This is a genomic window from Caulobacter segnis (assembly GCF_003243465.1).
GTDB classification, from domain to species: Bacteria; Pseudomonadota; Alphaproteobacteria; order Caulobacterales; family Caulobacteraceae; genus Caulobacter; species Caulobacter segnis_A.
This window is the reverse complement of sequence record NZ_QFQZ01000040.1, coordinates 19,675-41,501: the sequence shown is the minus strand read 5'-3', so window position 1 is coordinate 41,501 and position 21,827 is coordinate 19,675. Positions and strand designations below refer to the sequence as shown.

The 21,827-nt window shown below is 68.5% G+C and carries 23 protein-coding genes and 2 tRNA genes; 13 read left to right on the top strand and 12 right to left on the bottom strand.

Annotated features, from left to right (window positions below):
• Positions 1 to 276 precede the first annotated feature (276 nt).
• Positions 277 to 1,104, bottom strand: a complete 828-nt coding sequence (locus DI526_RS13465; protein ID WP_304278753.1) for a ferredoxin--NADP reductase — start codon at positions 1,102 to 1,104, stop codon at positions 277 to 279.
• Between the two features lie 421 nt (positions 1,105 to 1,525).
• Between DI526_RS13465 and DI526_RS13460 the strand changes: the two genes are divergently transcribed.
• The 4 genes from DI526_RS13460 (at position 1,526) to nusG (ending at position 3,532) form a co-directional block, all read left to right on the top strand.
• A complete protein-coding gene (locus tag DI526_RS13460) occupies positions 1,526 to 1,945 on the top strand; it encodes a hypothetical protein (protein WP_304278751.1) in 420 nt (139 codons plus the stop codon).
• 561 nt (positions 1,946 to 2,506) lie between these two features.
• A tRNA-Trp gene (locus DI526_RS13455) sits at positions 2,507 to 2,582 on the top strand.
• A gap of 64 nt (positions 2,583 to 2,646) precedes the next feature.
• Positions 2,647 to 2,964 (top strand): preprotein translocase subunit SecE, encoded by a 318-nt coding sequence (gene secE, locus DI526_RS13450; protein ID WP_304278748.1) that lies wholly within the window; start codon positions 2,647 to 2,649, stop codon positions 2,962 to 2,964.
• A gap of 10 nt (positions 2,965 to 2,974) precedes the next feature.
• Complete coding sequence (gene nusG / locus DI526_RS13445) at positions 2,975 to 3,532, top strand: transcription termination/antitermination protein NusG (RefSeq protein ID WP_010921038.1); 558 nt, start codon at positions 2,975 to 2,977, stop codon at positions 3,530 to 3,532.
• A gap of 282 nt (positions 3,533 to 3,814) precedes the next feature.
• Here nusG and DI526_RS13440 read toward each other — a convergent pair.
• The 5 genes from DI526_RS13440 to DI526_RS13420 form a co-directional block, all read right to left on the bottom strand.
• Positions 3,815 to 3,904: transfer RNA gene (locus DI526_RS13440), tRNA-Ser, on the bottom strand.
• A 104-nt stretch (positions 3,905 to 4,008) separates the two neighbouring features.
• A complete protein-coding gene (locus tag DI526_RS13435; RefSeq protein WP_304278738.1) occupies positions 4,009 to 4,428 on the bottom strand; it encodes a PaaI family thioesterase in 420 nt (139 codons plus the stop codon).
• Positions 4,429 to 4,491: 63 nt separating this feature from the next.
• Complete coding sequence (locus DI526_RS13430) at positions 4,492 to 5,340, bottom strand: MBL fold metallo-hydrolase (protein ID WP_304278736.1); 849 nt, start codon at positions 5,338 to 5,340, stop codon at positions 4,492 to 4,494.
• Positions 5,341 to 5,494: 154 nt separating this feature from the next.
• Positions 5,495 to 6,175 carry a hypothetical protein gene (locus DI526_RS13425; RefSeq protein ID WP_304278734.1) on the bottom strand — a complete coding sequence of 227 codons (681 nt, stop codon included), beginning with the start codon at positions 6,173 to 6,175 and terminating at the stop codon, positions 5,495 to 5,497.
• A gap of 107 nt (positions 6,176 to 6,282) precedes the next feature.
• Positions 6,283 to 7,233 (bottom strand): RluA family pseudouridine synthase, encoded by a 951-nt coding sequence (locus tag DI526_RS13420; protein WP_304278760.1) that lies wholly within the window; start codon positions 7,231 to 7,233, stop codon positions 6,283 to 6,285.
• Positions 7,234 to 7,557: 324 nt separating this feature from the next.
• Here DI526_RS13420 and DI526_RS13415 point away from each other — a divergent pair, with 324 nt between their 5' ends.
• A complete protein-coding gene (locus DI526_RS13415; RefSeq protein ID WP_304278731.1) occupies positions 7,558 to 9,264 on the top strand; it encodes an alkaline phosphatase in 1,707 nt (568 codons plus the stop codon).
• 13 nt (positions 9,265 to 9,277) lie between these two features.
• Here the strand turns inward: DI526_RS13415 and DI526_RS13410 are convergent, their stop codons facing one another.
• Together DI526_RS13410 and hisI are read right to left on the bottom strand one after the other, a co-directional pair.
• A complete protein-coding gene (locus DI526_RS13410; RefSeq protein WP_304278728.1) occupies positions 9,278 to 9,904 on the bottom strand; it encodes a LysE family translocator in 627 nt (208 codons plus the stop codon).
• Complete coding sequence (gene hisI / locus DI526_RS13405) at positions 9,891 to 10,313, bottom strand: phosphoribosyl-AMP cyclohydrolase (RefSeq protein WP_304278726.1); 423 nt, start codon at positions 10,311 to 10,313, stop codon at positions 9,891 to 9,893. The genes DI526_RS13410 and hisI overlap by 14 nt, the downstream gene beginning before the upstream one ends.
• Before the next feature lie 61 nt (positions 10,314 to 10,374).
• Here hisI and DI526_RS13400 point away from each other — a divergent pair, with 61 nt between their 5' ends.
• Complete coding sequence (locus DI526_RS13400; RefSeq protein WP_304278724.1) at positions 10,375 to 11,259, top strand: DUF817 domain-containing protein; 885 nt, start codon at positions 10,375 to 10,377, stop codon at positions 11,257 to 11,259.
• Between the two features lie 129 nt (positions 11,260 to 11,388).
• Here DI526_RS13400 and folE read toward each other — a convergent pair whose 3' ends face one another.
• On the bottom strand, positions 11,389 to 12,024 hold the full coding sequence (gene folE, locus DI526_RS13395) for a GTP cyclohydrolase I FolE (RefSeq protein WP_304278722.1): 636 nt from the start codon (positions 12,022 to 12,024) through the stop codon (positions 11,389 to 11,391).
• Positions 12,025 to 12,223: 199 nt separating this feature from the next.
• On the opposite strand from folE, the gene cysS reads away from it, so the two are divergent.
• Genes cysS through DI526_RS13360 form a run of 7 tightly spaced genes read left to right on the top strand, consistent with a single transcriptional unit; the run spans position 12,224 to position 18,529 of the window.
• Positions 12,224 to 13,615 carry a cysteine--tRNA ligase gene (gene cysS, locus DI526_RS13390; protein ID WP_304278719.1) on the top strand — a complete coding sequence of 464 codons (1,392 nt, stop codon included), beginning with the start codon at positions 12,224 to 12,226 and terminating at the stop codon, positions 13,613 to 13,615.
• Positions 13,616 to 13,620: 5 nt separating this feature from the next.
• Positions 13,621 to 14,382, top strand: coding sequence for a 3-oxoacyl-ACP reductase (locus tag DI526_RS13385; protein WP_304278717.1), 762 nt, complete (start codon positions 13,621 to 13,623; stop codon positions 14,380 to 14,382).
• Between the two features lie 9 nt (positions 14,383 to 14,391).
• A complete protein-coding gene (locus tag DI526_RS13380) occupies positions 14,392 to 14,853 on the top strand; it encodes an SRPBCC domain-containing protein (protein ID WP_304278715.1) in 462 nt (153 codons plus the stop codon).
• 8 nt (positions 14,854 to 14,861) lie between these two features.
• Entirely contained in the window at positions 14,862 to 15,323 is a 462-nt protein-coding gene (locus DI526_RS13375) for an iron-sulfur cluster assembly scaffold protein (protein ID WP_304278713.1), read from the top strand.
• A gap of 52 nt (positions 15,324 to 15,375) precedes the next feature.
• On the top strand, positions 15,376 to 15,630 hold the full coding sequence (yidD, locus tag DI526_RS13370; RefSeq protein WP_304278709.1) for a membrane protein insertion efficiency factor YidD: 255 nt from the start codon (positions 15,376 to 15,378) through the stop codon (positions 15,628 to 15,630).
• Positions 15,627 to 17,603 carry a threonine--tRNA ligase gene (thrS, locus tag DI526_RS13365; protein ID WP_304278706.1) on the top strand — a complete coding sequence of 659 codons (1,977 nt, stop codon included), beginning with the start codon at positions 15,627 to 15,629 and terminating at the stop codon, positions 17,601 to 17,603. Before yidD ends, thrS begins: the two co-directional genes overlap by 4 nt.
• On the top strand, positions 17,603 to 18,529 hold the full coding sequence (locus tag DI526_RS13360; RefSeq protein ID WP_304278704.1) for a glycosyltransferase family 2 protein: 927 nt from the start codon (positions 17,603 to 17,605) through the stop codon (positions 18,527 to 18,529). Before thrS ends, DI526_RS13360 begins: the two co-directional genes overlap by 1 nt.
• Before the next feature lie 319 nt (positions 18,530 to 18,848).
• On the opposite strand, the gene DI526_RS13355 is transcribed toward DI526_RS13360, so the two are convergent.
• The 3 genes from DI526_RS13355 to DI526_RS13345 are packed head-to-tail and all read right to left on the bottom strand — an operon-like array spanning position 18,849 to position 21,810.
• Positions 18,849 to 19,205 (bottom strand): hypothetical protein, encoded by a 357-nt coding sequence (locus tag DI526_RS13355; protein ID WP_304278758.1) that lies wholly within the window; start codon positions 19,203 to 19,205, stop codon positions 18,849 to 18,851.
• Positions 19,206 to 19,207: 2 nt separating this feature from the next.
• Complete coding sequence (locus DI526_RS13350; protein ID WP_304278702.1) at positions 19,208 to 20,107, bottom strand: hydroxymethylglutaryl-CoA lyase; 900 nt, start codon at positions 20,105 to 20,107, stop codon at positions 19,208 to 19,210.
• Entirely contained in the window at positions 20,104 to 21,810 is a 1,707-nt protein-coding gene (locus DI526_RS13345) for a glycosyltransferase family 39 protein (protein WP_304278699.1), read from the bottom strand. Before DI526_RS13345 ends, DI526_RS13350 begins: the two co-directional genes overlap by 4 nt.
• Between the last annotated feature and the right edge of the window lie 17 nt (positions 21,811 to 21,827).

The following is a 21,827-nucleotide window of genomic DNA, read 5'->3' as shown; positions in this document are numbered from 1 at the left end:
CTCAACCAGCCAATCTGATCATCCTCAACCGTCACGGATGTCTCCGAACACCTGTCACGGATGTCCCCGGTCTGAACATTTGAGAGAGGGAGGGGCCCGCCGCGAAGCGGTGGGAGGGTGAGTGGTTTCACCGTTGGCCGGGAAAGTCCCAGGCCGTATCTCGTTGAGTTGCTGAATTCGCTCGACGGAGTCTGGCTCTGAGAAGGCGTACCCACTCACCCTCCCACGCCTACGGCGCGGGCCCCTCCCTCTCTCCATGAGAGAGGGATTTATCTGCTACCCCACGAACGCCCGCTCGATGACGAAGTCGCCGGGTTCGGCGTTGGAGCCTTCCTTCAGGCCCTGGGCCTCGAGCATGGCGGCGGTGTCCTTGATCATGGCCATCGAGCCGCACAGCATGGCGCGGTCGTGCTCGGGATCGAACTTACCGCCCTCGATCCCGAGGTCGCTGAACAGCTTGCCGCTGGCGATCAGGTCGGTGAAGCGGCCCTGGCGCTCGAACGGCTCGCGGGTCACGGTCGGATAGTAGACCAGCTGGGCGCGGGCCTCGTCGCCGACCAGCGGATCGTCGAAGATGTCGTGGGTGAACAGCTCGCGATAGGCCAGCTCCTTCACCTCGCGCACGCCGTGGGCGACGATCACCCGCTCGAAGCGGCTGTAGGCGTCCGGGTCGCGGGCCACCGACAGCCAGGGCGCCAGGCCCGTGCCCGTGCCGAACAGGAAGAGGCGCTTGCCCGGGCGGACGGCGTCCAGAACGAGCGTGCCGGTCGGCTTTTTGCCCAACAGGATCTCGTCGCCTTCCTGGATCTGCTGCAGGCGCGAGGTCAGCGGACCGTCCGGGACCTTGATCGAGAAGAACTCCAGCTCCTCGGCGAACGACGGCGAGCCGATCGAATAGGCGCGCAGGATCGGCTTCTTCTCGCCCAGCTCCTCGCGTGGCGGCAGGCCGATCATCACGAACTCGCCCGAGCGGAAGCGGAAGCTGGCCGGACGCGTGATGGCGAAGCTGAACAGCCGGTCGGTCCAGTGCTTCACCCAAAGCACCGTCTCGACGAAATAGGGGGCGTCCTTCACAGGAGCAGCGGCGGGAGCGGCGGCCGTCATCGGAACTCTTCGGATGGCGCGCGAAAAGCGCGGAAAAGAGAGCGGAAACCGCCAGATAGCGGATGGCGGCGGCTGTCTCATGGGAGCAAGGCCGTCGTCCTGTCAATGACGGTTGTCTAATGTCGGCGCCCGAAAATCTCCGCGTTGGGGACCGTCGTCTCCCTGGGTGTCAAGCTCTGGAATGCCTGTTTGTCCTCAGTCGTCACGCCGGTATTCGAGATAAGAATGAGATCGGGTCGCATCTTTGTGCTGCATCGCAGCAAGAAGAATGGCGCAGATAACTGAAAGGCGAGTTTTCTCGACTTTGTCGAAAACGCCAGACCGTCTTTCCGAATGCGTCAAAAATGTGATTGCCGCTCTCTGAAACGAGGCGCAGACTTCCCGTTGCTTCGTTCGCGGAGCCAACGATACGGAGGAACGTATGCGGGTATGGTTCGTAGGGGCCGCCGCGGCGGCCGGTCTAGTAGCGTTTGGTTTGGCTGGTTGCAGTGACGGCGGCGCGAAGACAAAGGTCGCGCAGGCCAACCAGGTGGTCGTGGAAGGCACGCCAGTGACGGCTTCCGGCTGCGTCCGCCCGGTCGAGAAGACCAACTGCCTCGTGGTGAAGGGGCGTGGCGGCGGATATTACGACATCAGCTCCGCCAGCCCGGCGCCGGATCTGTCCAAGGGCGTGGCGGTGTCGCTGCGCGGGACCGACCGCGGCAAGAACACCCAGTGCGGACGCCAGCTGACCGACGTGAAGTGGTCCTATCTCGGCATCCAGTGCGGCGCGACCGCGCCATCGACGGCCTCGACCGCGACCGACAAGGACGCCAAGGGCAAGACCGAGAAGGCGGGGTAAAGCCCAATCCCTGTGTCATCCCGGCCGTCGCGTAGCGAAGGGCCGGGATCCCGGGGCGGCGCGCACGGCGCTTCGTCACCTCTGGATCCGGGGCGGCCTCTGCGCGGCTTTCGGGATGACACGGGATTTGAGGCTTAGCGTCTAGCTTTCGCCGGTTCCCGGGTCGGTCTCCGTTTTCGGAGACTGACTGCTGCCGGCCGCGCCTGGCGGTTCGGTCGCGGGACGGGGCGGCTGGCCTTCGGGCGAGTCGGTCCGCTGGTTCTCCTGCTCGACCTCCCGATTCGAGGGACGGTCGGCGGGCGAGGGCGGTTGGCTGTCGATCGTGGGCATGAAGGCCGAACGCCTGGCGCGGCGCTTCGATCCGCATGGTCCCTTCCTCTCCCTCATAGCGAGGAAGAGCGTCAAAATCCGCAATCCCGCGCAGGCCGCTTGCCCCCCGGATGCGACCCTGCTAAATGGCGCGGCTCTGGCGACAGAACATGGCGCGCCGAGGCTTCGAAAGCCCTCTGGCGCGCTGTCTGTCTCTGGATGTCCGTCGGCCCGCAAGGGCGGTCGGTCCGCAGGAGTGTAGCTCAGCTGGTAGAGCATCGGTCTCCAAAACCGAGGGCCGGGGGTTCGAGTCCCTCCACTCCTGCCACTATATGTATCCGACGGGTCGCTCGCAGGCCCGCTCGTTTAAGAAAGTCGTGAGCTTCAAAAGCATGGCCAGGAAACCGGGATCCAACCCGACCGCGATGAAGAACCGCGCCGCAAAGACGGCCGCGGCGATGTCGCCCGCCGGCGCCGCCAGCGCCGCCGCCGCTCCCGCCGCCCCCAAGAAGCGCACCAGCCCGGTCCAGTTCTTCCGCGAAGTCCGCGCCGAAGCCCGCAAGATCACCTGGACCACCCGCAAGGAGACCTGGATCACCTCGGTGATGGTCTTCATCATGGTGGTGATGGCGTCGCTGTTCTTCCTGGCGGTCGACGGCGGCCTGGGCTTGGCCGTGAACCAGCTTCTGAAGCTGGCCACCGCGAGATAAGATAGAGACGATGAGCACCGAAACCGCGTCCAACCCGAACCACAAGTGGTACATCGTCCACGCCTACTCGAACTTCGAGAAGAAGGTGGCCGAGAGCATCCGCGAGCAGGCCAAGAACCAGGGCCTGGAGGAGAACTTCTCCGAGATCCTGGTCCCGACCGAAGACGTCGTCGAGATCCGCCGCGGCCGTAAGGTCAACGCCGAGCGCAAGTTCTTCCCGGGCTACGTCCTGGTGAAGATGAACCTGTCGGACGAAGCCTACCACCTGATCAAGAACACCCCGAAGGTCACGGGCTTCCTGGGCAGCGGCTCCAAGCCGATGCCGGTCTCCGAAAAGGAAGTCCAGCGCATCATCGGCACGATCGAGGAAGGCGTCGCCGCCCCGAAGGCCGTGGTCCTGTACGAGGTGGGAGAGAACGTTCGCGTCACCGACGGCCCGTTCGCCAGCTTCAACGGCTCGGTCGAGTACGTTGACGAGGAAAAGGCGCGCCTGCGCGTCACCGTCTCGATCTTCGGCCGCGCCACGCCGGTCGAGCTCGAGTACAATCAAGTCGAAAAGATCGCCTAAGGGCGGTTGCCGCTCAGAAGCTTCGAAAGCCCCGCGCCCGCAAGGCGCGGGGCTTTTGCTTGGCGGTGTGGCGAAGACCGCGCGCGGTGCGCGCTCGGGCCTGACGCAGGCCATGGCCCACACGAGCACGACATTGGCGTCCTGGACCTCGTCTCAGGCGATGGGACCCGCGCTCACGGCCTGGGCTGCGGGGCGGCCGCCTGTGTCAGGTCAAGAGGCGACCCGCCCGGACGCGCGCCAGCGGGCGCGTCGGCTAACTCGCGATGATTAGGACAGGATGGCTGGCGGAGAGGGTGGGATTCGAACCCACGGTGCCCTTCCAGGCACGCCGCATTTCGAGTGCGGTACATTCGACCACTCTGCCACCTCTCCAGGCCGCCGTTCTGAGCGGTTTTTTGAACCGCCCGAGGTCGAGGGCGCGATACCTAGCGGCGTCGTCGCCGGGACGCAAGCCCTCTGTTGCGCTTTCTTCGCGCTCAGGCCTGGGGACGCAAAATCATCTGCGTGCAGCGGAAAAGGGCGATGGTCTTGCCGGTGGTCTCGTGGGTCACGACGGCGTCCCAGACCTGGGTGGTCCGGCCGCCATGGACGAGCTGGGCGTCGACGGCCACGCCGCCCTCGCGGGCCGTGCCCAGGAAGTTGGACTTCAGCTCGATGGTCGTGAAGCTGGCGCCGCCTTCCGGCAGCGAGACCATGCAGCCGTAGCCGCAGGCCGAGTCGGCCAAGGCGATCACGCTGGCGGCGTGCAGGAACCCGTTTGGCGCCATGTGGCGCTTCTTGACGTCGAAGCGGCCCTTCACGCGGCCGGGGGCGGCCTCGAGCCATTGCAGGCCCAGGACATCGGGAAGGGCGCCGGACTGGGCGTCGGTGAGGGCGGCGCTGAAATCCTGGCTCATGAAACGGGCTCCGCGGCGATGGGGACGAGTCGCCGCGAGCCTAGGTCAATTTCTAAAGAAAACCTAGTTCCAGAGCTTGGCGAGGTCGACGGGCGGGAAGCGGGCGCCGTCGCCGAGATCCGGCGGCTCCTTGCCGGCCCGGACCGCGATGCGAAGGGCCGCGCCGGCGATCGCCGGATCGGGCAGCAACGCGTCGGCGGCGGTGCGCCGGGCGATGAAGTCCAGCCGGTCGACCTTGTCGTTCAGGTGAATGTTCGAGGCCTTCTGCTCGGCGACCGTCGACTCGCAGGGCGTCGCCGCGCAGACGCCCGGCAGCACCCGGGTCTGCGGCGGCAGGCTGAGGATCTTGCGGGCGTCGTCGAACGCCTTGCCGGCGTCGGCGCCGGGAATGTCGCAGCGGCCCGAACCCTCGCCCGGCGCCAGCAGGACGTCGCCGGTGAAGATCGCATCGCCCAGCCGGTAGGCCACGGCGCCGGGCAGGCGGCTGGCCAGGGCCAGGGCATGGATCTTAAGGCCGCCCATCGGCAGCGCCTCGCCGTGCTTGGCCAGCTTGTCGAAATCCCAGCCTTCCAGGTCCACCATGTCTTCGCCCAGGGCCGGCGCCAGGCGCTTCAGGCTCTGGACCACGCCGGCGCCGATGCAGACCGAGGCCCCGGTCTCGTACTTCAGGCGTCCCGCGGCCGAGAGATGGCCGGCGTGGAGCCCGGTCTCCAGGATCCAGGTCGGACCCAGGTCGCGCGCCCGGATGTCGGCGATGATCTTTTCAATGAAGTCGGTTCCGACGGCCTGGGTCTGCGGGTCGAAATCCAGCACCGGGTCGACGATGGCGCAAAGGAACGTCGCGGGGTCGATGATCAGATAGGTCACCGTCCCGGTCGCGGGATGGCGATAAGCGATGATTTCCGGCTGCATTCCGTAAGCCCTAGCCCCGAGGCCGCCACCTTGACCGTTAAGCCGTTAAACATCGGCGAACGGCGGCGCCCGAAAACCCGGGACGGGGCGGGGAGAGAGGCTTTCCGGACAGCGCTCGACAGGGTTTTCGCGGTGGGCGAACCCGGATCGGGTTTCAGCGTGACGATGCGTCGCAGGGGTGGGTTCCGTCCCGCATCGCCTGGACCCAGAGGGGCTCGACATAGCGGCCGCCGGCGCGGAAGCCCGGGGCGCAGCCCTCCGGCGTGTCGTCGGCCCGGCGCGCGTCGCCGGTCATCAGCGACAGGGCGACCGACTGCTGCGATCCGCCCCGCAGGCGGCCGTAGCCATAGGGCGAATAGCCGTACGGGCCATAGCCATAGGCGCCGAAGCCGCCAACGGACGGATCGGCGTAGAAGCCGCCGCGCTTGCCGAAGTCGGTCTTGGAGACGGCGACGCCGACCGTGCCGTTCTCGCCGACGGGGAATAGGGCCGAGGCGTAGGCGCTGCGATAGCCGCCGCTGCCGACGGACACGCCCATCGAGCCGTGGACCTTGCGCTTGCCGTCCTCGTCGCGATCGGCGGGCAGGAAGCCGCGCGGGGCGTCGTCCGCATGTGCGGGCGTTTCGGCGAGGAAGGCGGCGATCTGTTCCTGGGTCGTCAGGGGCTTGGCGGCCGGCGCGGTGGTGGCGGGCGGCGCGGCCTGGGCGGCGGCCTTCAAGGCGGCGGGCGTGGGCTTGGCCTGGGCGGTGGCGATCGCCTCGTCTTCGCCGGGCGCTGCGAGGGCCGAGCCAGCGGCGGAAAGGCTGACGGCGATGATCGCGATAAGACGCCGCATGGGGAAACTCCGGGGTGACACCCTAACACACTAGAGCGCCAAACCAGCGCAATTAGGGCGACTTTATTGCCGGGACGCAAGCTGAGCCTTCAGGCCCGCCTCGGGGCTCAGAGCGCTTCCAGCCGCTGCTGAAGCGCCGCCATGTCGTCGGGAAGCGGCGTCTCGAAGCGCAGCGCCTCGCCGGTGATGGGGTGGACGAAGCCCAGCACCGCCGCGTGCAGCGCCTGGCGCTTCAGGTCCGCGGCCTGGATCGCCTCGCGGACGGCGCTGGCCGGCTGGCCCGCGCCATAGACCGGATCGCCAAGGCAGGGGCTGCCCTTGCTGGCCATGTGGACCCGGATCTGGTGGGTGCGGCCGGTCTCGAGCCGGCAGGCCACGCGGGCGGCCAGCGGCCTGTCCTGCGGGCCGAACGCGGCGTCCACGCGGTAGTGGGTGATCGCCTCGCGTCCGCCCGAGCGCAACACCGCCATCTTCTTGCGGTCGCCGGGCGAGCGGCCCAGCTGGGTGACGATCGTGGCGGACGGCGGCGACGGCGCGCCCCGCGTGAGGGCGATATAGAGCCGATCGATGTCATGGGTGGCGAACAGGGCCGACAGTCCCTTGTGCGCCGCGTCGCTCTTGGCCGCGACCATGACGCCGGAGGTGTCCTTGTCCAGGCGATGGACGATGCCGGGGCGCGCGACCCCGCCGACGCCGGACAGGCTGTCGCCGCAGTGGTGCAGCAGGGCGTTGACGAGCGTGCCGGTCAGGCTGCCGGGCGCGGGGTGCGCGGCCATGCCGGCCGGCTTGTCGACCACGATCAGGTGCGCGTCCTCATAGAGCACGACCAGCGGAATGGCCTCCGGCTCCGGATCGGCCGGGATGGGCGGCGGGACGAGCAGGGCGTAGGTCCCGGCCTTGGCTTTGCGCGACGTATCGGAAATCGCCTGGCCGTCGATCGACAGGCGCCCCTCGGCGATCAGCGCCTGCAGGCGGGCGCGCGAAAGATCGGGAAACAGCGGCGAAAGCGCCTTGTCCAGCCGTTGGCCCGAAAGCTCCGGCGACAGAACGACCGTCAGGACCTCGCCGTGCTCGTCGGCGGTCGCCTCGTCGAGCCCGTCATCGTCCAGCCTGTCTTCCGCGTGCGTCACCGGGGTTTCATCGCTCCTTCACACTGTCGTCGCGCTCGCGACACGGGTCGTGCCTACGGGCGACATTGAATTTTCGTATCGGGGGATAGTCGATGCGCGGCTTCCGCACCACCACTGTGTTGCCCGCCAGCCTGCGGGCGCTCGCCTTGGCTGCGCGCCGCGCCGGGACGACCATGAACGCCGAGCTTGCGGATGTTGCGGCTCTCCGCTTCGCTTAGGTCGGGAAGAGAGATGTTTTCGGGGAGAGCGCGCATGACCATCGATCGCCGCAAGGTGCTCGGCCTTCTGGGCCTGTCGGGCGCCGCCGCCGGCGAGGCCGCGGCCGCCACGGTCAAGGGCCTGCATGAGGGGCCGGTGCGCTTCGAGCACGGCGTCGCCTCGGGCGATCCGTTGCAGGACCGCGTGATCCTGTGGACCCGCGTGACCGCGCCCGGCGCCAAGCTGCCCGTCGGCGTGCGCTGGGACGTGGCGACCGATCCCGACTTCAAGACCATCGTCCGCCAGGGCCACGCCACCACGGACGCAAGCCGCGACCACACGGTGAAAGTCGACGTCACGGGCCTGAAGCCGGGAACCGAGTACTACTACCGCTTCCGCGCTAGCCGCGCGGGGCAGGCGGTGGGCGAGGCCGTGGTCGGGCGCACGCGCACCCTGCCGGCGGGGGCGACCAAGGACGTCGTCCTGGCGGTGACCTCCTGCAGCCTCTACCCGAACGGCTACTTCACCGCCTATGACGCCATCGCCAGGCTTGAACGCGTCGACGCCGTCCTGCACCTGGGCGACTACATCTACGAGTATGGCGCCGCGCCGGGCGACTACGGCATGAACTCGCCGACGGCCAAGGGGCGCAGCCCGCTGCCGCCGCACGAGATCGTCAGCCTGGCCGACTACCGCCAGCGCCACGCCCAGTACAAGACGGATCCTATGCTTCAGGCCGCCCACGCCCGCGCGCCGTGGATCGTGGTCTGGGACGACCACGAGACCGCCAACGACAGCTGGGTCGGCGGGGCCGAGAACCACCAGCCCAAGACCGAGGGGGATTGGGCGACCCGCAAGGCTGCGGCGCTGAAGGCCTATTACGAGTGGATGCCGATCCGCGAGGCCGCGCCGGGGACCCTGCCCGAGGCCGCCTGGCGCGGCTTCCAGTTCGGCGACGTGGCGACTCTCATGATGACCGAGACCCGCCTGACCGCGCGGACGCACCAGCTCGACTACGGGACCGACATGCCGGTCGTGGACGGCAAGCCCGACGTCGCCGCCTTCGTGGCCAGGTGGAAGGACCCGTCGCGCCGGATGATGGGCGCCGACCAGGAGCGCTGGCTGGCCAGCCAGGTCCAGGCCTCGGTCAAGGCCGGCGTGGCGTGGCAGGTGCTGGGCAACCAGGTCGTCATGGCGCGGGTCAGCCCGCCGAATCTGAAGACCACCATGGGCGACGAAAAGTTCGCGGCCCTGTTCGCCCAGCTGCCGGACTACGCCAAGACGCCGGTGATGCAGGCGGTGGCGATGTCGGCCTATGACATTCCGTCGAACCTGGACGCCTGGGACGGCTATCCGGCCGACCGCCAGCGGGTCTACGACATCTTCACCGCCGCCAAGGCGCGCCCGATCGTGCTGGCTGGCGACAGCCACATGTTCTGGGCCAACGAGCTTTGGAACGACAAGGGCGACAAGCGCGTGGCGGCCGAGTTCGGCGCGACCTCGATCACCTCGCCCGGCTACGGCGACATCCTGCCTGGCGCGCCGATCGGCGAGGCCTTCATCCAGCGCAACAAGGAAGTCCGCTACACCCACGGCAGCGCCAAGGGCTTCGTGCTGCTGACCCTGGAGCACGGCAAGGCGACGGGCGAGCTGGTGGCCGTGTCGACGATCCTGGACCCGAGATACGAGACCAGTGTGCTCAAGCGCTTCGTGGTCACCCCGGCGGCGGACGGCGGGGTGGAGGCGTTGAGGGAGGCCTGAACGCCCCTCTTGCTCACCGCCGCTCCAGCGCCAGCCGCAGCCCGAACGCCACGAACACGCAGCCGGTCACCCGGTCCAGCCACCGCACCACGACGGGAACCCGCAGCAGCCCGGCGATCGGTACGGTCGCGGCGATCAGGGCGGCGAACCACAGTAGGCCCTCGGCCACGTGGATCGTGGTCAGCAGCAGGCCAAACCGCGCCGGATCGACCCCCGGCGGCATGAACTGCGGCAGGAACGAGACGTAGAACACCCCGACCTTGGGATTGAGCAGGTTGGTCAGCAGGCCTCGGCGCAAGGCGGCGATCGGACCCGCGTCCACCGCCCGCATCTCGCCGGGCTCGAACTGGTCGCGGGGTTTCAGGATCATCCTGATCCCGGTCCAGGCCAGGAACAGGGCGCCGGCCCACTTCAGGATCGTGAAGGCTATCTCCGAGGCGGTCAGCAGGGCGCCGACGCCGAACGAGGCCGCCGCGCCCCAGATCAGGCAGCCCAGGCCGATGCCGATCGCGGCGCCCGCGGCCCGGCGCGGTCCCTCGGCGGCCGCCGTCCGGATCACCAGCGCCGTGTCGAGGCCTGGCGTCAGCGTCAGCAGGCCGGCGGCCAGGGAAAAGGCGACGAGGGCCTCAGTCGTGGTCATGCAGGGGCTTTTCGCGCTCGACCAGCTTGCCGTCCTCCAGCACGCGATAGAAGCAGGAGCGGAAGCCGACGTGGCAGGCCCCGCCGTCGCCGCGCGGCCGCACTTTCAGCAGCACCGCGTCCTGGTCGCAGTCGACCCGCAACTCGACGACGTCCTGCAGCTGGCCGCTGGTCTCGCCCTTCTTCCAGAGTTCGTTGCGCGACCGGCTGAAGTAGTGGGCGATGCTGGTGTCGACGGTCAGCTTCAAGGCCTCGTCGTTCATCCAGGCCAGCATCAGGATTTCGCCGGTGTCGGCGTGCTGGGCCACCGCCACGACCAGGCCGTCGCCGTTGAAGCGGGGCGCGAGATCGGTTCCGCGCTCCAAGGCGTGCTTGTCTGCGGCGTGCGGGAAGAGAGGGCTGGACGTCATGGCCCGACATATGGCGCAGGCGGGGAGGGCGCGCTAGCGTCCCGGCGCTTGTGGGGATCGAATGAACCTGAAGGATCGCATCAAGGGCGCTGTGGCGGCGCTGGACGTCTGGGCCCGCCCGTGGGCTGGCCGGTCGCGCTGGCATGGCTACGCCTATGAGTTCCTGCTGTTTGGCCTGAAGCAAGCCTGGGCTTGCCTGTTCGGCGGCCTGATGCTGGCCCTGCTGGTCGGCACCAAGCTTTTCTGGCCCGAGGCCGCGCCGCTGGCCCGCTACGACTTCCTGGTCATCGCCTCGGTCGCCATCCAGGCCCTGCTGCTGGCGCTGAGGCTGGAGCGCTGGGACGAGGCGATGGTCATCTTCATCTTTCACGTCGTGGGCACGGTCATGGAGCTGTTCAAGACCGCCCACGGCTCGTGGATCTATCCAGAGCCCAGCGTCTTGCGGATCGGCGCCGTGCCGCTGTTCACCGGCTTCATGTACGCCTGCGTCGGCAGCTACATCGCGCGGATCTGGCGGCTGTTCGATGTCACCTTCGTGCGCTACCCGCCGCTGTGGACGACCTATGCGCTGGCGGCGCTGATCTACGCCAACTTCTTCACCCATCACTATGTGGCCGACATCCGCCTCGGGCTGTTCGCCCTGTCCGGACTGCTTTTCGGCCGGACGTGGTTCCTGTTCACGCCCGACGAGACGCCGCGGCGCATGCCCATGCTGCTGGGCGCGCTGCTGGTCTCGCTGTTCATCTGGTTCGCCGAGAACCTCGGCACCTTCGCCGGGGCCTGGATCTATCCCAGCCAGGCGGCGGGCTGGCGCATGGTGCCGATCGAGAAGATGGGCGCCTGGTACCTGCTGATGCTGATCAGCTTTGTTTTGGTGACGCTGGTGCATCGCCCGACGGAGGCCGGCGTGGGACGGCTCCGAGAGGGGATCCGGGTCGCGGCTTGAGGAGAAATCCTCTCCCCGTGGGAGAGGTGTCGGCGAAGCCGACGGAGAGGGAAGCGGCAAGTGCTGCTAGCACTTCCCCCTCCGGTCGCTCTGCGACAGCTCCCCCAGAGGGGGAGCAGATTTTTGAACCTACTTCCTCGTCACCAGATCCATGAACCGCTGCTGCAGGACCTTGTCGGTCTTGAAGACGCCGCGGAACTGGGTGGTGATCGTCGAGACGTCGTGGTGGTGGACGCCGCGCGTGCTCATGCACTGGTGCTCGGCGTCGATCAGCACGGCGACGCCGGCGGCCGAGAGGTGGTCCTCGATCGCGTCGGCGATCTGCATGGTCATGGTCTCCTGGGTCTGGAGACGCTTGGCGAAGATCTCGACCAGGCGCGCCAGCTTCGACAGGCCCACGACCTTGCCGGTCGGCATGTAGGCGACCCAGGCCTTGCCCAGGAACGGCGCCATGTGGTGCTCGCAGTGGCTCTGCACGTCGATGCCGCGCAGCATGACCATGTCGTCATAGCCTTGGACGTCCTCGAAGGTGCGCGACAGCTCCTTGGCCGGATCGCCCTGATAGCCGGCGAACCACTCCTCGAAGGCGTCGACCACGCGCTTGGGCGTGTCGATCAGGCCTTCGCGCTCGGGATTGTCGCCGGCCCAGGCCAGGAGGGTCCGGACGGCGGCCATGGCTTCCTCGCGGGAGGGGCGCTCGGCGGCTTCAAGATCAAGACCGTCATCGCTGCCGATCAGGGTTCGCTCGCGGGCTAGGGCGTCCATGTCAGGGGTTTCTTTCCACGGGCTGAGTTGCGCCAGGACGCCGGTCGTCCTGGAATGACGCGTGCCACCCGTTTCACAGCTACGGTCGAAGCGTCGCCGCGGACGTATCGTTGGGCGTGGCCCAATCCGTATCCGAAGGATATATGGAGCCGGCTCCGTCTTGGAGCAACCTCTCCCTACGTCATAGCACTGCGACCCAATGACCCTGAAGATCCACGACACCCTGGCGCGCGAGAAGCGCGACTTCGTTCCCGCCGATCCCCAGCGGGTGACGATGTATGTCTGTGGGCCCACGGTCTACAACCACGCCCATATCGGCAATTTCCGGCCGGTGGTGGTGTTCGACGTGCTGTACCGGGTGCTGCGCCATCTCTACGGCGAGGACGCGGTGGTCTATGCGCGCAACGTCACGGACGTTGACGACAAGATCAACAAGAAGGCCGCCGACGAGGGCGTGCCGATCTCGGTGATCACCGATCGCTATCTGGCGGCCTATCACCAGGACGCCGACGCGCTGGGCGCGCTGCGGCCCAACCTCGAGCCCAAGGCCACCGAGCACATCGACGCCATCCTCGAGATGATCGGCCAGCTGGTCGAGAACGGCAGCGCCTACGCCGCCGAGGGTCACGTGCTGTTCGACACCCAGAGCTTCGCCGACTACGGCCAGCTCTCCGGTCGCCCCCTCGACGAGATGATCGCCGGCGTCCGCGTCGAGGTCGCCCCCTACAAGCGCCATCCCGCCGACTTCGTGCTCTGGAAGCCCTCCAAGGAGAACGAGCCCGAGTGGGAAAGCCCCTGGGGCGCGGGCCGTCCGGGCTGGCACATTGAGTGCTCGGCCATGATCGACAAGGCCCTGGGCAAGACCATCGACATCCACGCCGGCGGCATCGACCTGACCTTCCCGCACCATGAGAACGAGGTGGCCCAGAGCCGCTGCGCCCACAAGACGGCGGTGCTCGCCAACTACTGGATGCACAACGGATTCCTCGACATGGGCGGGGAGAAGATGTCCAAGAGCCTGGGCAATGTGATCATCCCGCACGAACTGCTGAAGACGGTTCCGGGCGAGGTGATCCGCTGGGCGCTGCTGTCGGCCCACTACCGCCAGCCGCTGGACTGGACGCCGGAGCTCCTGGAGCAGTCCAAGAAGTCGCTTGACCGCCTGTACGGCGCCCTGCGTCGCGCCAAGGACGTGGCGCCGGATCAGGCCATGGAAGCGCCGGCCGAGGTGATGGCCGCCCTGATGGACGACCTGAACACCCCGCTGGCGACCTCGGCCTTCTTCGAGGTGTCGAGCCTGATCGAGAAGGCCGTGACCGCCGGCGACACCGTCGCCATCGCCGCCAACAAGGCCCGCCTCCTGGAGGCCGGCGCCCTGCTGGGCTTCCTGCAGGCCGATCCGGACAGCTGGTTCGAGGGCGACGCCTCCGACGAGCTGAAGGCCAAGGTCGAGGACCTGCTGGCCAAGCGCGTGGCCGCCCGGACCGCCAAGGACTGGCCCGCCGCCGACGCGATCCGCGCCGAGCTGGACGCCCTGGGCGTGGTGGTCATGGACGGTCCGTCGGGCGCGACCTGGCGGATGAAGGACTGACGCTGATGACCTTCGAAAAGCAGGTCGTCCTGGTCTCCGGCGCGGGCCGGGGGCTGGGCGCGGCCATCGCGCGGGCCTTCGTGGAAAATGGCGCGCAGGTGGTGGTCAACTACCGCCGCAGCGAAGCCCAGGCCAAGGCGCTGGTCGAGGCGCTCGGCCAGCGTGCGGTGGCCATCCAGGCCGACGTCTCCGATCCGCTTGAGGCTCGGCGGCTGGTCAACGACGCGGCCGAGGCCTTCGGCCACCACGTCACCACAGTGGTCAACAACGCCCTGGGCGATTTCAGCTTCAACGGCGACGCTCGCGAGAAAATCCAGACCATCGGCTGGGACGACTTCCTGGGCCAGTTGGATGTCGCCCTGCGTGGTTCGCTGAACCTGATCCAGGCCGCCGCGCCAGCGATGGAGGCGGCGGGCTGGGGGCGGATCGTCAATGTCGGCACCAATCTCTTCCAGAACCCGGTGGTGCCCTATCACGACTACACCGCCGCCAAGGCCGCCCTGCTGTCGCTGACCCGCACGGCCGCCGGCGATCTCGGCCCCAGCGGCGTGACCGTCAACATGGTCTCGGGCGGCCTGCTGCGCGTCACCGACGCCAGCGCCGCCACGCCCGAGGCGATCTTCGACCTGATCGCCCAGAGCACCCCGCTGCGCCGCGTCACCACGCCGGCCGAGTTCGCCGACGCGGTCCTGTTCTTCGCCTCCCCGTGGAGCCGCGCCGTCACCGGCCAGAACCTGGTGGTGGATGGCGGCCTGGTCAGGGATTAAGTAGCCCGCATGAAACGCGCCGTCGAACACCGCATCGGGGTCCAGGCCCCCGCCGAGATCGTCTGGGAGGTCGTCTCCGAGTTCGAGACCTGGACCCACTGGAACCCGCTCTACCGCCGCGCCGAAGGGCAGATGAAGATCGGGACCGCCCTGGTGCTGGAGCAGCATCTGCCTGGCGAAGCCCCGCGCGTCATCCAGCCGATCGTCCAGGACTGGGTGCCCTACGAGCAGTTGCACTGGCGCTCGACCCGCGTCGGCGGCCTGGTCACGGCGATCCGCTATCTCGAGATCGAGAACATGGGCCCGGCCAACTCGACCTTCTCGAACGGCGAGCTGTTCATGGGCATGCTGGTGCGCTGGGTCAGCCGCGAGGAACGCCGCAAGCTGAAGGCCGCCTTCGCGACCATGGGCGAGGCGGTGCGCGATCGCGCCGAGGCCCTCTGGTCCGCGCGCGGCGGGGCTCCCATCTAAGGCGCGCGATGATCGACGACCTCTACAGCGCCAAGATCCTGGGGCTCGTGGCCAACATGCCGCGCGCCGGACGCCTGCCCGCGCCCGACGCCAGCAGCGAGAAGGTGGCCAAGCTGTGCGGCAGCAAGATCACGGTCGACGTGGTCGTCGAGGACGGCAAGGTCGTCGACTTCGCCCAGGACGTCAGCGCCTGCGCCCTCGGCCAGGCGGCCGCCGCGATCCTGGGCCAGAACGTGATCGGCGCGGAACTTTCGGACATCGAGTTGGCGCGAGACTCGCTTGCGGCTATGCTGAAGGCGAACGGTTCGCCTCCCGCGGGCCGGTTTTCGGAGCTCGCCGTGCTGGAGCCGGTCAAGGACTATCCCGCTCGTCACGCCTCGACGCTGCTGGCGTTCGAGGCGACGGTCGAGGCTGTCCGTCAGGCCACAGGCGCCGCCGAAACGCGAACTAGCACCGCCGGCGCGGCTTGATTGCACCCCTTCCGGGGGTGTGTAACCGCTCAGAAGCAGTACGCGCGCCGGCATGACCCTCTACGACCGCACCGTCGATTTGAGCCTACGGGCCTACAAGTTGACGCTCTCGCCTCTCATCGGGCGTCAGTGCCGCTTTACGCCGAGCTGTTCGGAGTACACGGCCGCCGCCCTCAAGGAACATGGCCCGCTGAAGGGCTCCTGGCTGGGGTTGCGACGGATTTGCCGCTGCAATCCGTTTGGCGGATCGGGCTATGACCCGCCGCCGCCGCGACACCAGCCACGCAAGTGGAAATGTGAAGAATGATCGATCTGGTTTTCCCCGACGGCTCCTCGCGACAGTATCCGGACGGCTCCACGGGCCGCGACGTCGCCGCGGCCATCTCCAAGTCGCTGGAAAAGAAGGCGCTGCTGATCAAGCTGGACGGCCAGCTGCTGGACCTGGACCGGCCGCTGACCCCCGACCTGCTGGCCGGCGAGCGCAAGTTCGAGATCCTGACGCGTGACGCGCCCGAAGCGCTCGACACCATCCGCCACGACACCGCCCACGTGCTGGCCGAGGCGGTGCAGGAGCTGTTCCCCGGCACCCAGGTGACGATCGGCCCGAACGTCGAGGACGGCTTCTACTACGACTTCGCCCGCGACGAGCCGTTCAGCCTGGACGATCTGGAAAAGATCGAAAAGCGCATGAAGGAGATCGTCGACCGCGACGAGAAGATCACGCGCGAGGTCTGGGACCGCGAGGAAGCCATCGCCCACTTCGACGGGATCGGCGAGCAGTACAAGGCCCAGATCATCCGCGACCTGCCGCCGACGGACACCATCACGGTCTATCGCCAGGGCGCCTGGAAGGACCTGTGCCGCGGCCCGCACCTGCCGTCGACCAAGCATGTCGGCAAGGCCTTCAAGCTGACCAAGCTGGCCGGCGCCTACTGGCGCGGCGACCAGAACAACGCCCAGCTGCAGCGCATCTACGGCACGGCCTGGGCCTCGGAAGCCGATCTCGACGCCTATCTGAAGCGCATCGAGGAAGCCGAGAAGCGCGATCACCGCAAGCTTGGCAAGACCATGGACCTCTTCCACATCCAGGAAGAGGGCAAGGGCATGGTGTTCTGGCACCCGAAGGGCTGGGCGCTCTATCGCGTGCTCGAGGACTACATGCGCCGTCGCCTGGACGCGGCCGGCTATAAGGAAGTGAAGACCCCGCAGATCCTCGACCGAAGCCTGTGGGAGAAGTCGGGCCACGCCGAGAAGTTCGGCCACGCCATGTTCATGTGCGAGAGCGCCGAGGGCGAGGTCCTGGCCGTCAAGCCGATGAACTGCCCCGGCCATATCCAGATCTTCAACGTCGGCCAGAAGAGCTATCGCGAGCTGCCGCTGCGCATGGCCGAGTTCGGCGCCTGCCACCGCTACGAGCCCTCGGGCGCGATGCACGGCATCATGCGGGTGCGGGCCTTCACCCAGGACGACGCCCACATCTTCTGCCGCGAAGAGCAGGTCACCGAGGAGAGCGCCCGGTTCATCGAGCTGTTGCGCAGCGTCTATAACGACCTGGGCATGACGCTCGCGGACACCAAGTTCTCGACGCGTCCGGACCTGCGGGCCGGCACGGACGAGGTCTGGGACAAGGCCGAGGCGGCCCTGGCGGCCGCGGCCGAGGCGGCGGGCGAGACCCTGACCCTGCAGCCGGGCGAGGGCGCCTTCTACGGCCCCAAGCTGGAGTTCTCGCTGAAGGACGCCATCGGCCGCGTCTGGCAATGCGGCACGCTGCAACTTGATTTCGTTTTGCCGGAACGTTTGGACGCCGAGTACGTTACCGAGGACGGTTCGAAGAAGCGTCCCGTGATGCTTCACCGTGCGATTCTGGGGTCGTTCGAACGATTCATCGGCATTCTGCTGGAGAACTTCGCGGGCGCCCTGCCTGTGTGGCTGGCGCCGACCCAGGTCGTCGTCGCCACGATCACCTCGGACGCCGACGACTATGCTCGCGAGGTGGTCGAGGCGTTGACGAAACTAGGTATGCGCGCGGAACTGGACCTGCGAAATGAGAAGATCAACTATAAGATTCGCGAGCATAGCCTCGCCAAGGTGCCAGTGATCGCGGTGGTCGGACGTAAGGAAGCGGAGACGAGGCAGCTGGCCCTGCGTCGCCTGGGCGGCGAGGGGCAGAGCGTCCTGGCGTTCGAGGAAGCCCTCCGCGTGCTCAGCCTCGACGCGACTCCGCCCGACGTCGTCCGCGCCCGCGCCGCCAAGTCGGCTTTGGAGGCGGCGATCGCCTGATGAACAGCATCCTCCCGTCCGTCTCGACCCTGACCGCCGGCGCTCGTCCGGCCCGACCGAACGTGTCGGTGGTCATGGTCGTGTACCGGACGGGAGACGCTCTGGCCGAGAGCATCAAGCATGTGCTGGCCGAGCCGCTGGTCGACGAGTTCGTCATCGTCGACAACGGCTCGTGCGCGCGCGAGCAGGACCTGCTGCGCTCCCTGGCCTTGACCGAGCCGCGCGTGATCCTCAAGCAGGGCCACGGCAATATCGGCTTCGCGCGGGGCGCCAACCTGGGCGCCCAGACCTCGGCCGGCGAGCACATCGTCTTCCTCAATCCCGACGCCAACCTGCAGCCCGGATGCGTCGGCGCCCTGGTCACCGCCTTCAAGAACCAGCCCACCCCGACGATCGTCGGCGCGCGGGTGCTGAACGTCGACGGCACCGAGCAGCGCGGCGGCCGACGCGGCGAGGTCACGCCGATCTCGACCGTGCTGAGCTTCGGCCAGCTGACCCGCCGCTACCGCAAGCTGGCGGCGTTCGAGATCCATCGTGAGCACGAGCCGCTGCCGCGCGCGCCCGTGCCGATGCCGACCATCTCCGGCGCCTGTTTCGCCATGCGCCGGCGCGACTTCGAGGCGCTGAACGGCTTCGACGAAGCCTATTTCCTGCACGTCGAGGATATCGACCTGTGCTGGCGCGCCCGCCGCGCCGGCGGCCAGGTGCTGTTCCAGCCCAAGGCCCAGGTCGTCCATCTGGGCCACACCAGCCTCGAACACCCCGTGAAGGTGGAGTTCCACAAGGGCGTGGGCCTGACCCGCTACTTCATCAAGCGCGCCGACAGCCTGCAGCTGTTCGCCGCCGCCGTCCTGCTGGCCCCGGCCATCATGCTGATGAGCGTGTTCCGGCCGCTGCTGTGGAAGATGACCGGCCGGCCGATCTAGGCGGTGGGCCGGTTCGCCGGTGTAGTTCGACACCCCCTACTCAACCGACCTCCCCGGCGAACGCCGGGGCCCAGATTCATCCGGAGCGATTGGGGGCGAGACATCGCTTCGGACTAAAGTGGCCGCGCGCCTGTGGGTTCGATCTGGGTCCCGGCATTGGCTTCGTCGCACTGACGTGTCGCCGGGAAGGTCGGGTTTCTGGAGTAAGGCCCGGGACTGGGATCGACCCGTTGCGGACCCTGCGCCAAACCCCTCTCTCCAGAGAGAGGGATTCTTGGGCGCGGCTCACCACCCAGATCTGTAGTTAGGAACGGCTGCTTCACATCGGCCCGATCGTTTCGAACCTCAGTCCCTCCGGGCCCTCGATCGACGTCGGCGCCTGGAGATTTCGCGCCGGCAGCATCGCCCGGTAGCGCTCGTACAGGGCCTTCGCGTCCCGGCCTGGCTTTGCCGTAATGCAGAGGTCGTACTCCCCCTCGCGGCCCCAAGACTTGCGTTCGGAGCGCGCGATGTCGCGGTCGGCCTTCACCGCCGCCGCCACCTTGTCCGCCAGCGGCCGATCAATGCCCATGCCGTAGCTGCCGAACTTGATGGTCACGTCGCAGCGCGCGGCGGGAGCAGGCGCGGCCGCGCAGGCGGCGAGGGCCAGGATCGGGAGAAGGGCGGCGAGGCGCAGCATCAGGCGGGGAAGCCTCCGGCGCGGGCCAGGGACGAGGCGGGGGCCTTGCCCAGGCGGTCGCTGATCTCGCGGCCGATGGCGATCAGGGCCGCCAGGTCATAACCGGTCTCGAAGCCCGCCCGTTCCAGCATGTAGACGAGGTCCTCGGTCCCGATATTGCCCGTCGCGGCGGGTGCGAACGGACAGCCGCCGAGGCCCCCGACCGAGGCGTCCAGAACGTCGACGCCGGCCTCGACGCTGGCGAAGGCGTTGGCCAGGCCCGTGTTGCGGGTGTCGTGGAAATGCATGCGCAGGCGCGCGTCCGGCGCGGCGGCGCGGACGGCCTCGATGCGCTTGCGGACCATCCAGGGATCGGCGACCCCGATGGTGTCGGCGATGGCGATCTCGGGGACGCCGAGGGCGGCGGCCTCGCGGGCGATGGCCACCACCTGGTCCTGGCTGACCTCGCCGTCGAACGGGCAGCCGAAGGCGACCGAGATCGTCGCCGTGATCGGCGGTCCGCCGTCGATCGCCTGCCGCTCGGCGATGGCGGCCAGGGTGTCCAACTGCTGGGACACGGTGGCGCCCTGGTTGCGGACGCCGAAGCCGTCCGAGGCGCAGACCACGACATTGGCCTCGTCGCAGCCGGTCGAGATGCAGCGCTCCCAGCCGCGCAGGTTCAGCACGAGGCCGATGCGCGAGCGGGCAGGGTCGGCCGGGAGGGCGGCCATGATGTCCTCGGCCCCGGCCATCTGCGGCACGCGCGCGGGATTGACGAACGAGACGACCTCGGTCCGGCGCGCGCCGGCGGCCTCCAGCTTGCCGATCAGGTCCAGCTTCTCGGCGACCGACAGCGAGACCTTCTCGTTCTGCAGGCCGTCGCGCGGCCCGACCTCGACGATTTCGATGAAGCGGCTCATGGCTGCGGCTCCGTGGCGGGGGCGTTGGGCTCGACGGCGTCGGCCGCCAGGGGCTCGCCGCGGTAGACGGTGAGCCGCTCGCGATCGCCGTCCGAGTAGTTCAGGCCCTCGATGCGCGTGACCGGGCGCGGGGCGAGACCCAGCTGCGCCATGGCGGCGCGGAACGGCTTTTCCTCGCGGCCCTCGACGATCGCGGGGCGGCCCTCGGCGATGGCGTCGGCGGCGCCTTCGCCGTCCGTCAGCTGGGTGGTCGTACCCAGCTGGAAGATCAGGCTGGGCTCGGCGTAGCCGGTCACCGCCACCGGGCCAGGCGCGCCCGAGCGGGGCGACAGGCGAGCCTGGTCCAGGGCCTGGGCGAGGTCGCGCGACAGGAACAGGGGCTCCAGGCGCGGGATCAGGCCGGCGGTCAGGGCGATGTGGGCGCTGATCCCCAGGGCGCCGGCGACGAACAGCCCGCGCACGGCGTGGCGGCGCGCGATGAGGATCGCCCCGCCGACGCCGGCGGCCAGGGCGAAGACGCTCGCGGCGATCGTCCAGCCCAGGTCATGGACCGTGCCGAACTGCTTCTGGCCGTAGATGGCGACGGCGGCCAGCGCCGCGCCCATCAGCACCGAAAGGCCCCCGCCCAGCCAGCGGACGACCCGCCCCAGCGGCTCGCGCACGGCCGCGGCCATCAGCATGGCCAGGGCGCCATAGGCGGGCAGGGCGTAGTGGACCAGCTTGGTCGGCAGGAGCTCGAACATCAGCCAGGTCGGAACCAGCCAGCAGACGGCGAAGCGGACGCCGGGGTCCTTGCGCTGGATCCAGGCGGCGGCGAGACCGGCCGGCAGCAGGATCGTGGCCGGGAAGGACAGCAGCGGCGAGAGCAGGGCGTGATAGCCGAACGGTCCGGCGTGGCCTTCCTGCCCGCCCGCCATCTTCGGCGCCAGGTCGCCGCCGATCGCCGTGCCCCAGAAGGCGCCGTCGGTGGCCACCGTGATCATCATCGCCCAGGGCAGGACGACGGCGGCGAACAGGATCGCGCCCCAGGTCCAGCCCAGGTCCTTCATCCAGCGGACCTTGCGATCCCAGATCGCCAGGCCGGCCAGGGCGAGGAACACCGTCAGCAGGCCGACCGGCCCCTTGATCAGGGCGGCGACCGACAGGCCGAGCCAGAAGGCGAACTTGGTCAGCTTGCCCGCGCGCTCGCCTCTCAGCTGGGCCGCGTAGATCCGCGCCAGGGCGCCCATGGCCAGGGTCGTGGTCCCGCAAAGGGCCGCGTCGGTCTTGGCGATGAAGGCTTCGGACGACAGCAGGAAGGTCGCGCCCAGGATCGAGCCGGCGATCAGGCCGGTGCGCGGATCGGTGAGCGCCGCCGCGCCCCAGGCGCAGGCCGCCGCCGCCAGCATCGCGCCCAGCAGGGACGGGATCCGATAGGCCCAGATCTGGCGGTCCTCGGCGTCGGAGAAGGTCTTGACCGCGACCGCCTGCAGCCAGTGGATCCCCACCGGCTTCTTGAAGCGCGGCTGGTCCTGGAACTTGATGACGACGTAGTCGCCCGTCTCCAGCATCTGCGAGGTGGCTTGGGCGAACCGCGACTCGTCGCGATCCAGCGGCGGCATGGCCAGAAGGCCGGGCAGGCCGGCGATCAAGGCGACCAGGGCGGCGAACAAGGGGCCGCGCCATCCCCGGCTCCAGTCATCCAGGCGAGATTCAAGCGTCATGGCGTGTCGTTTAGCAC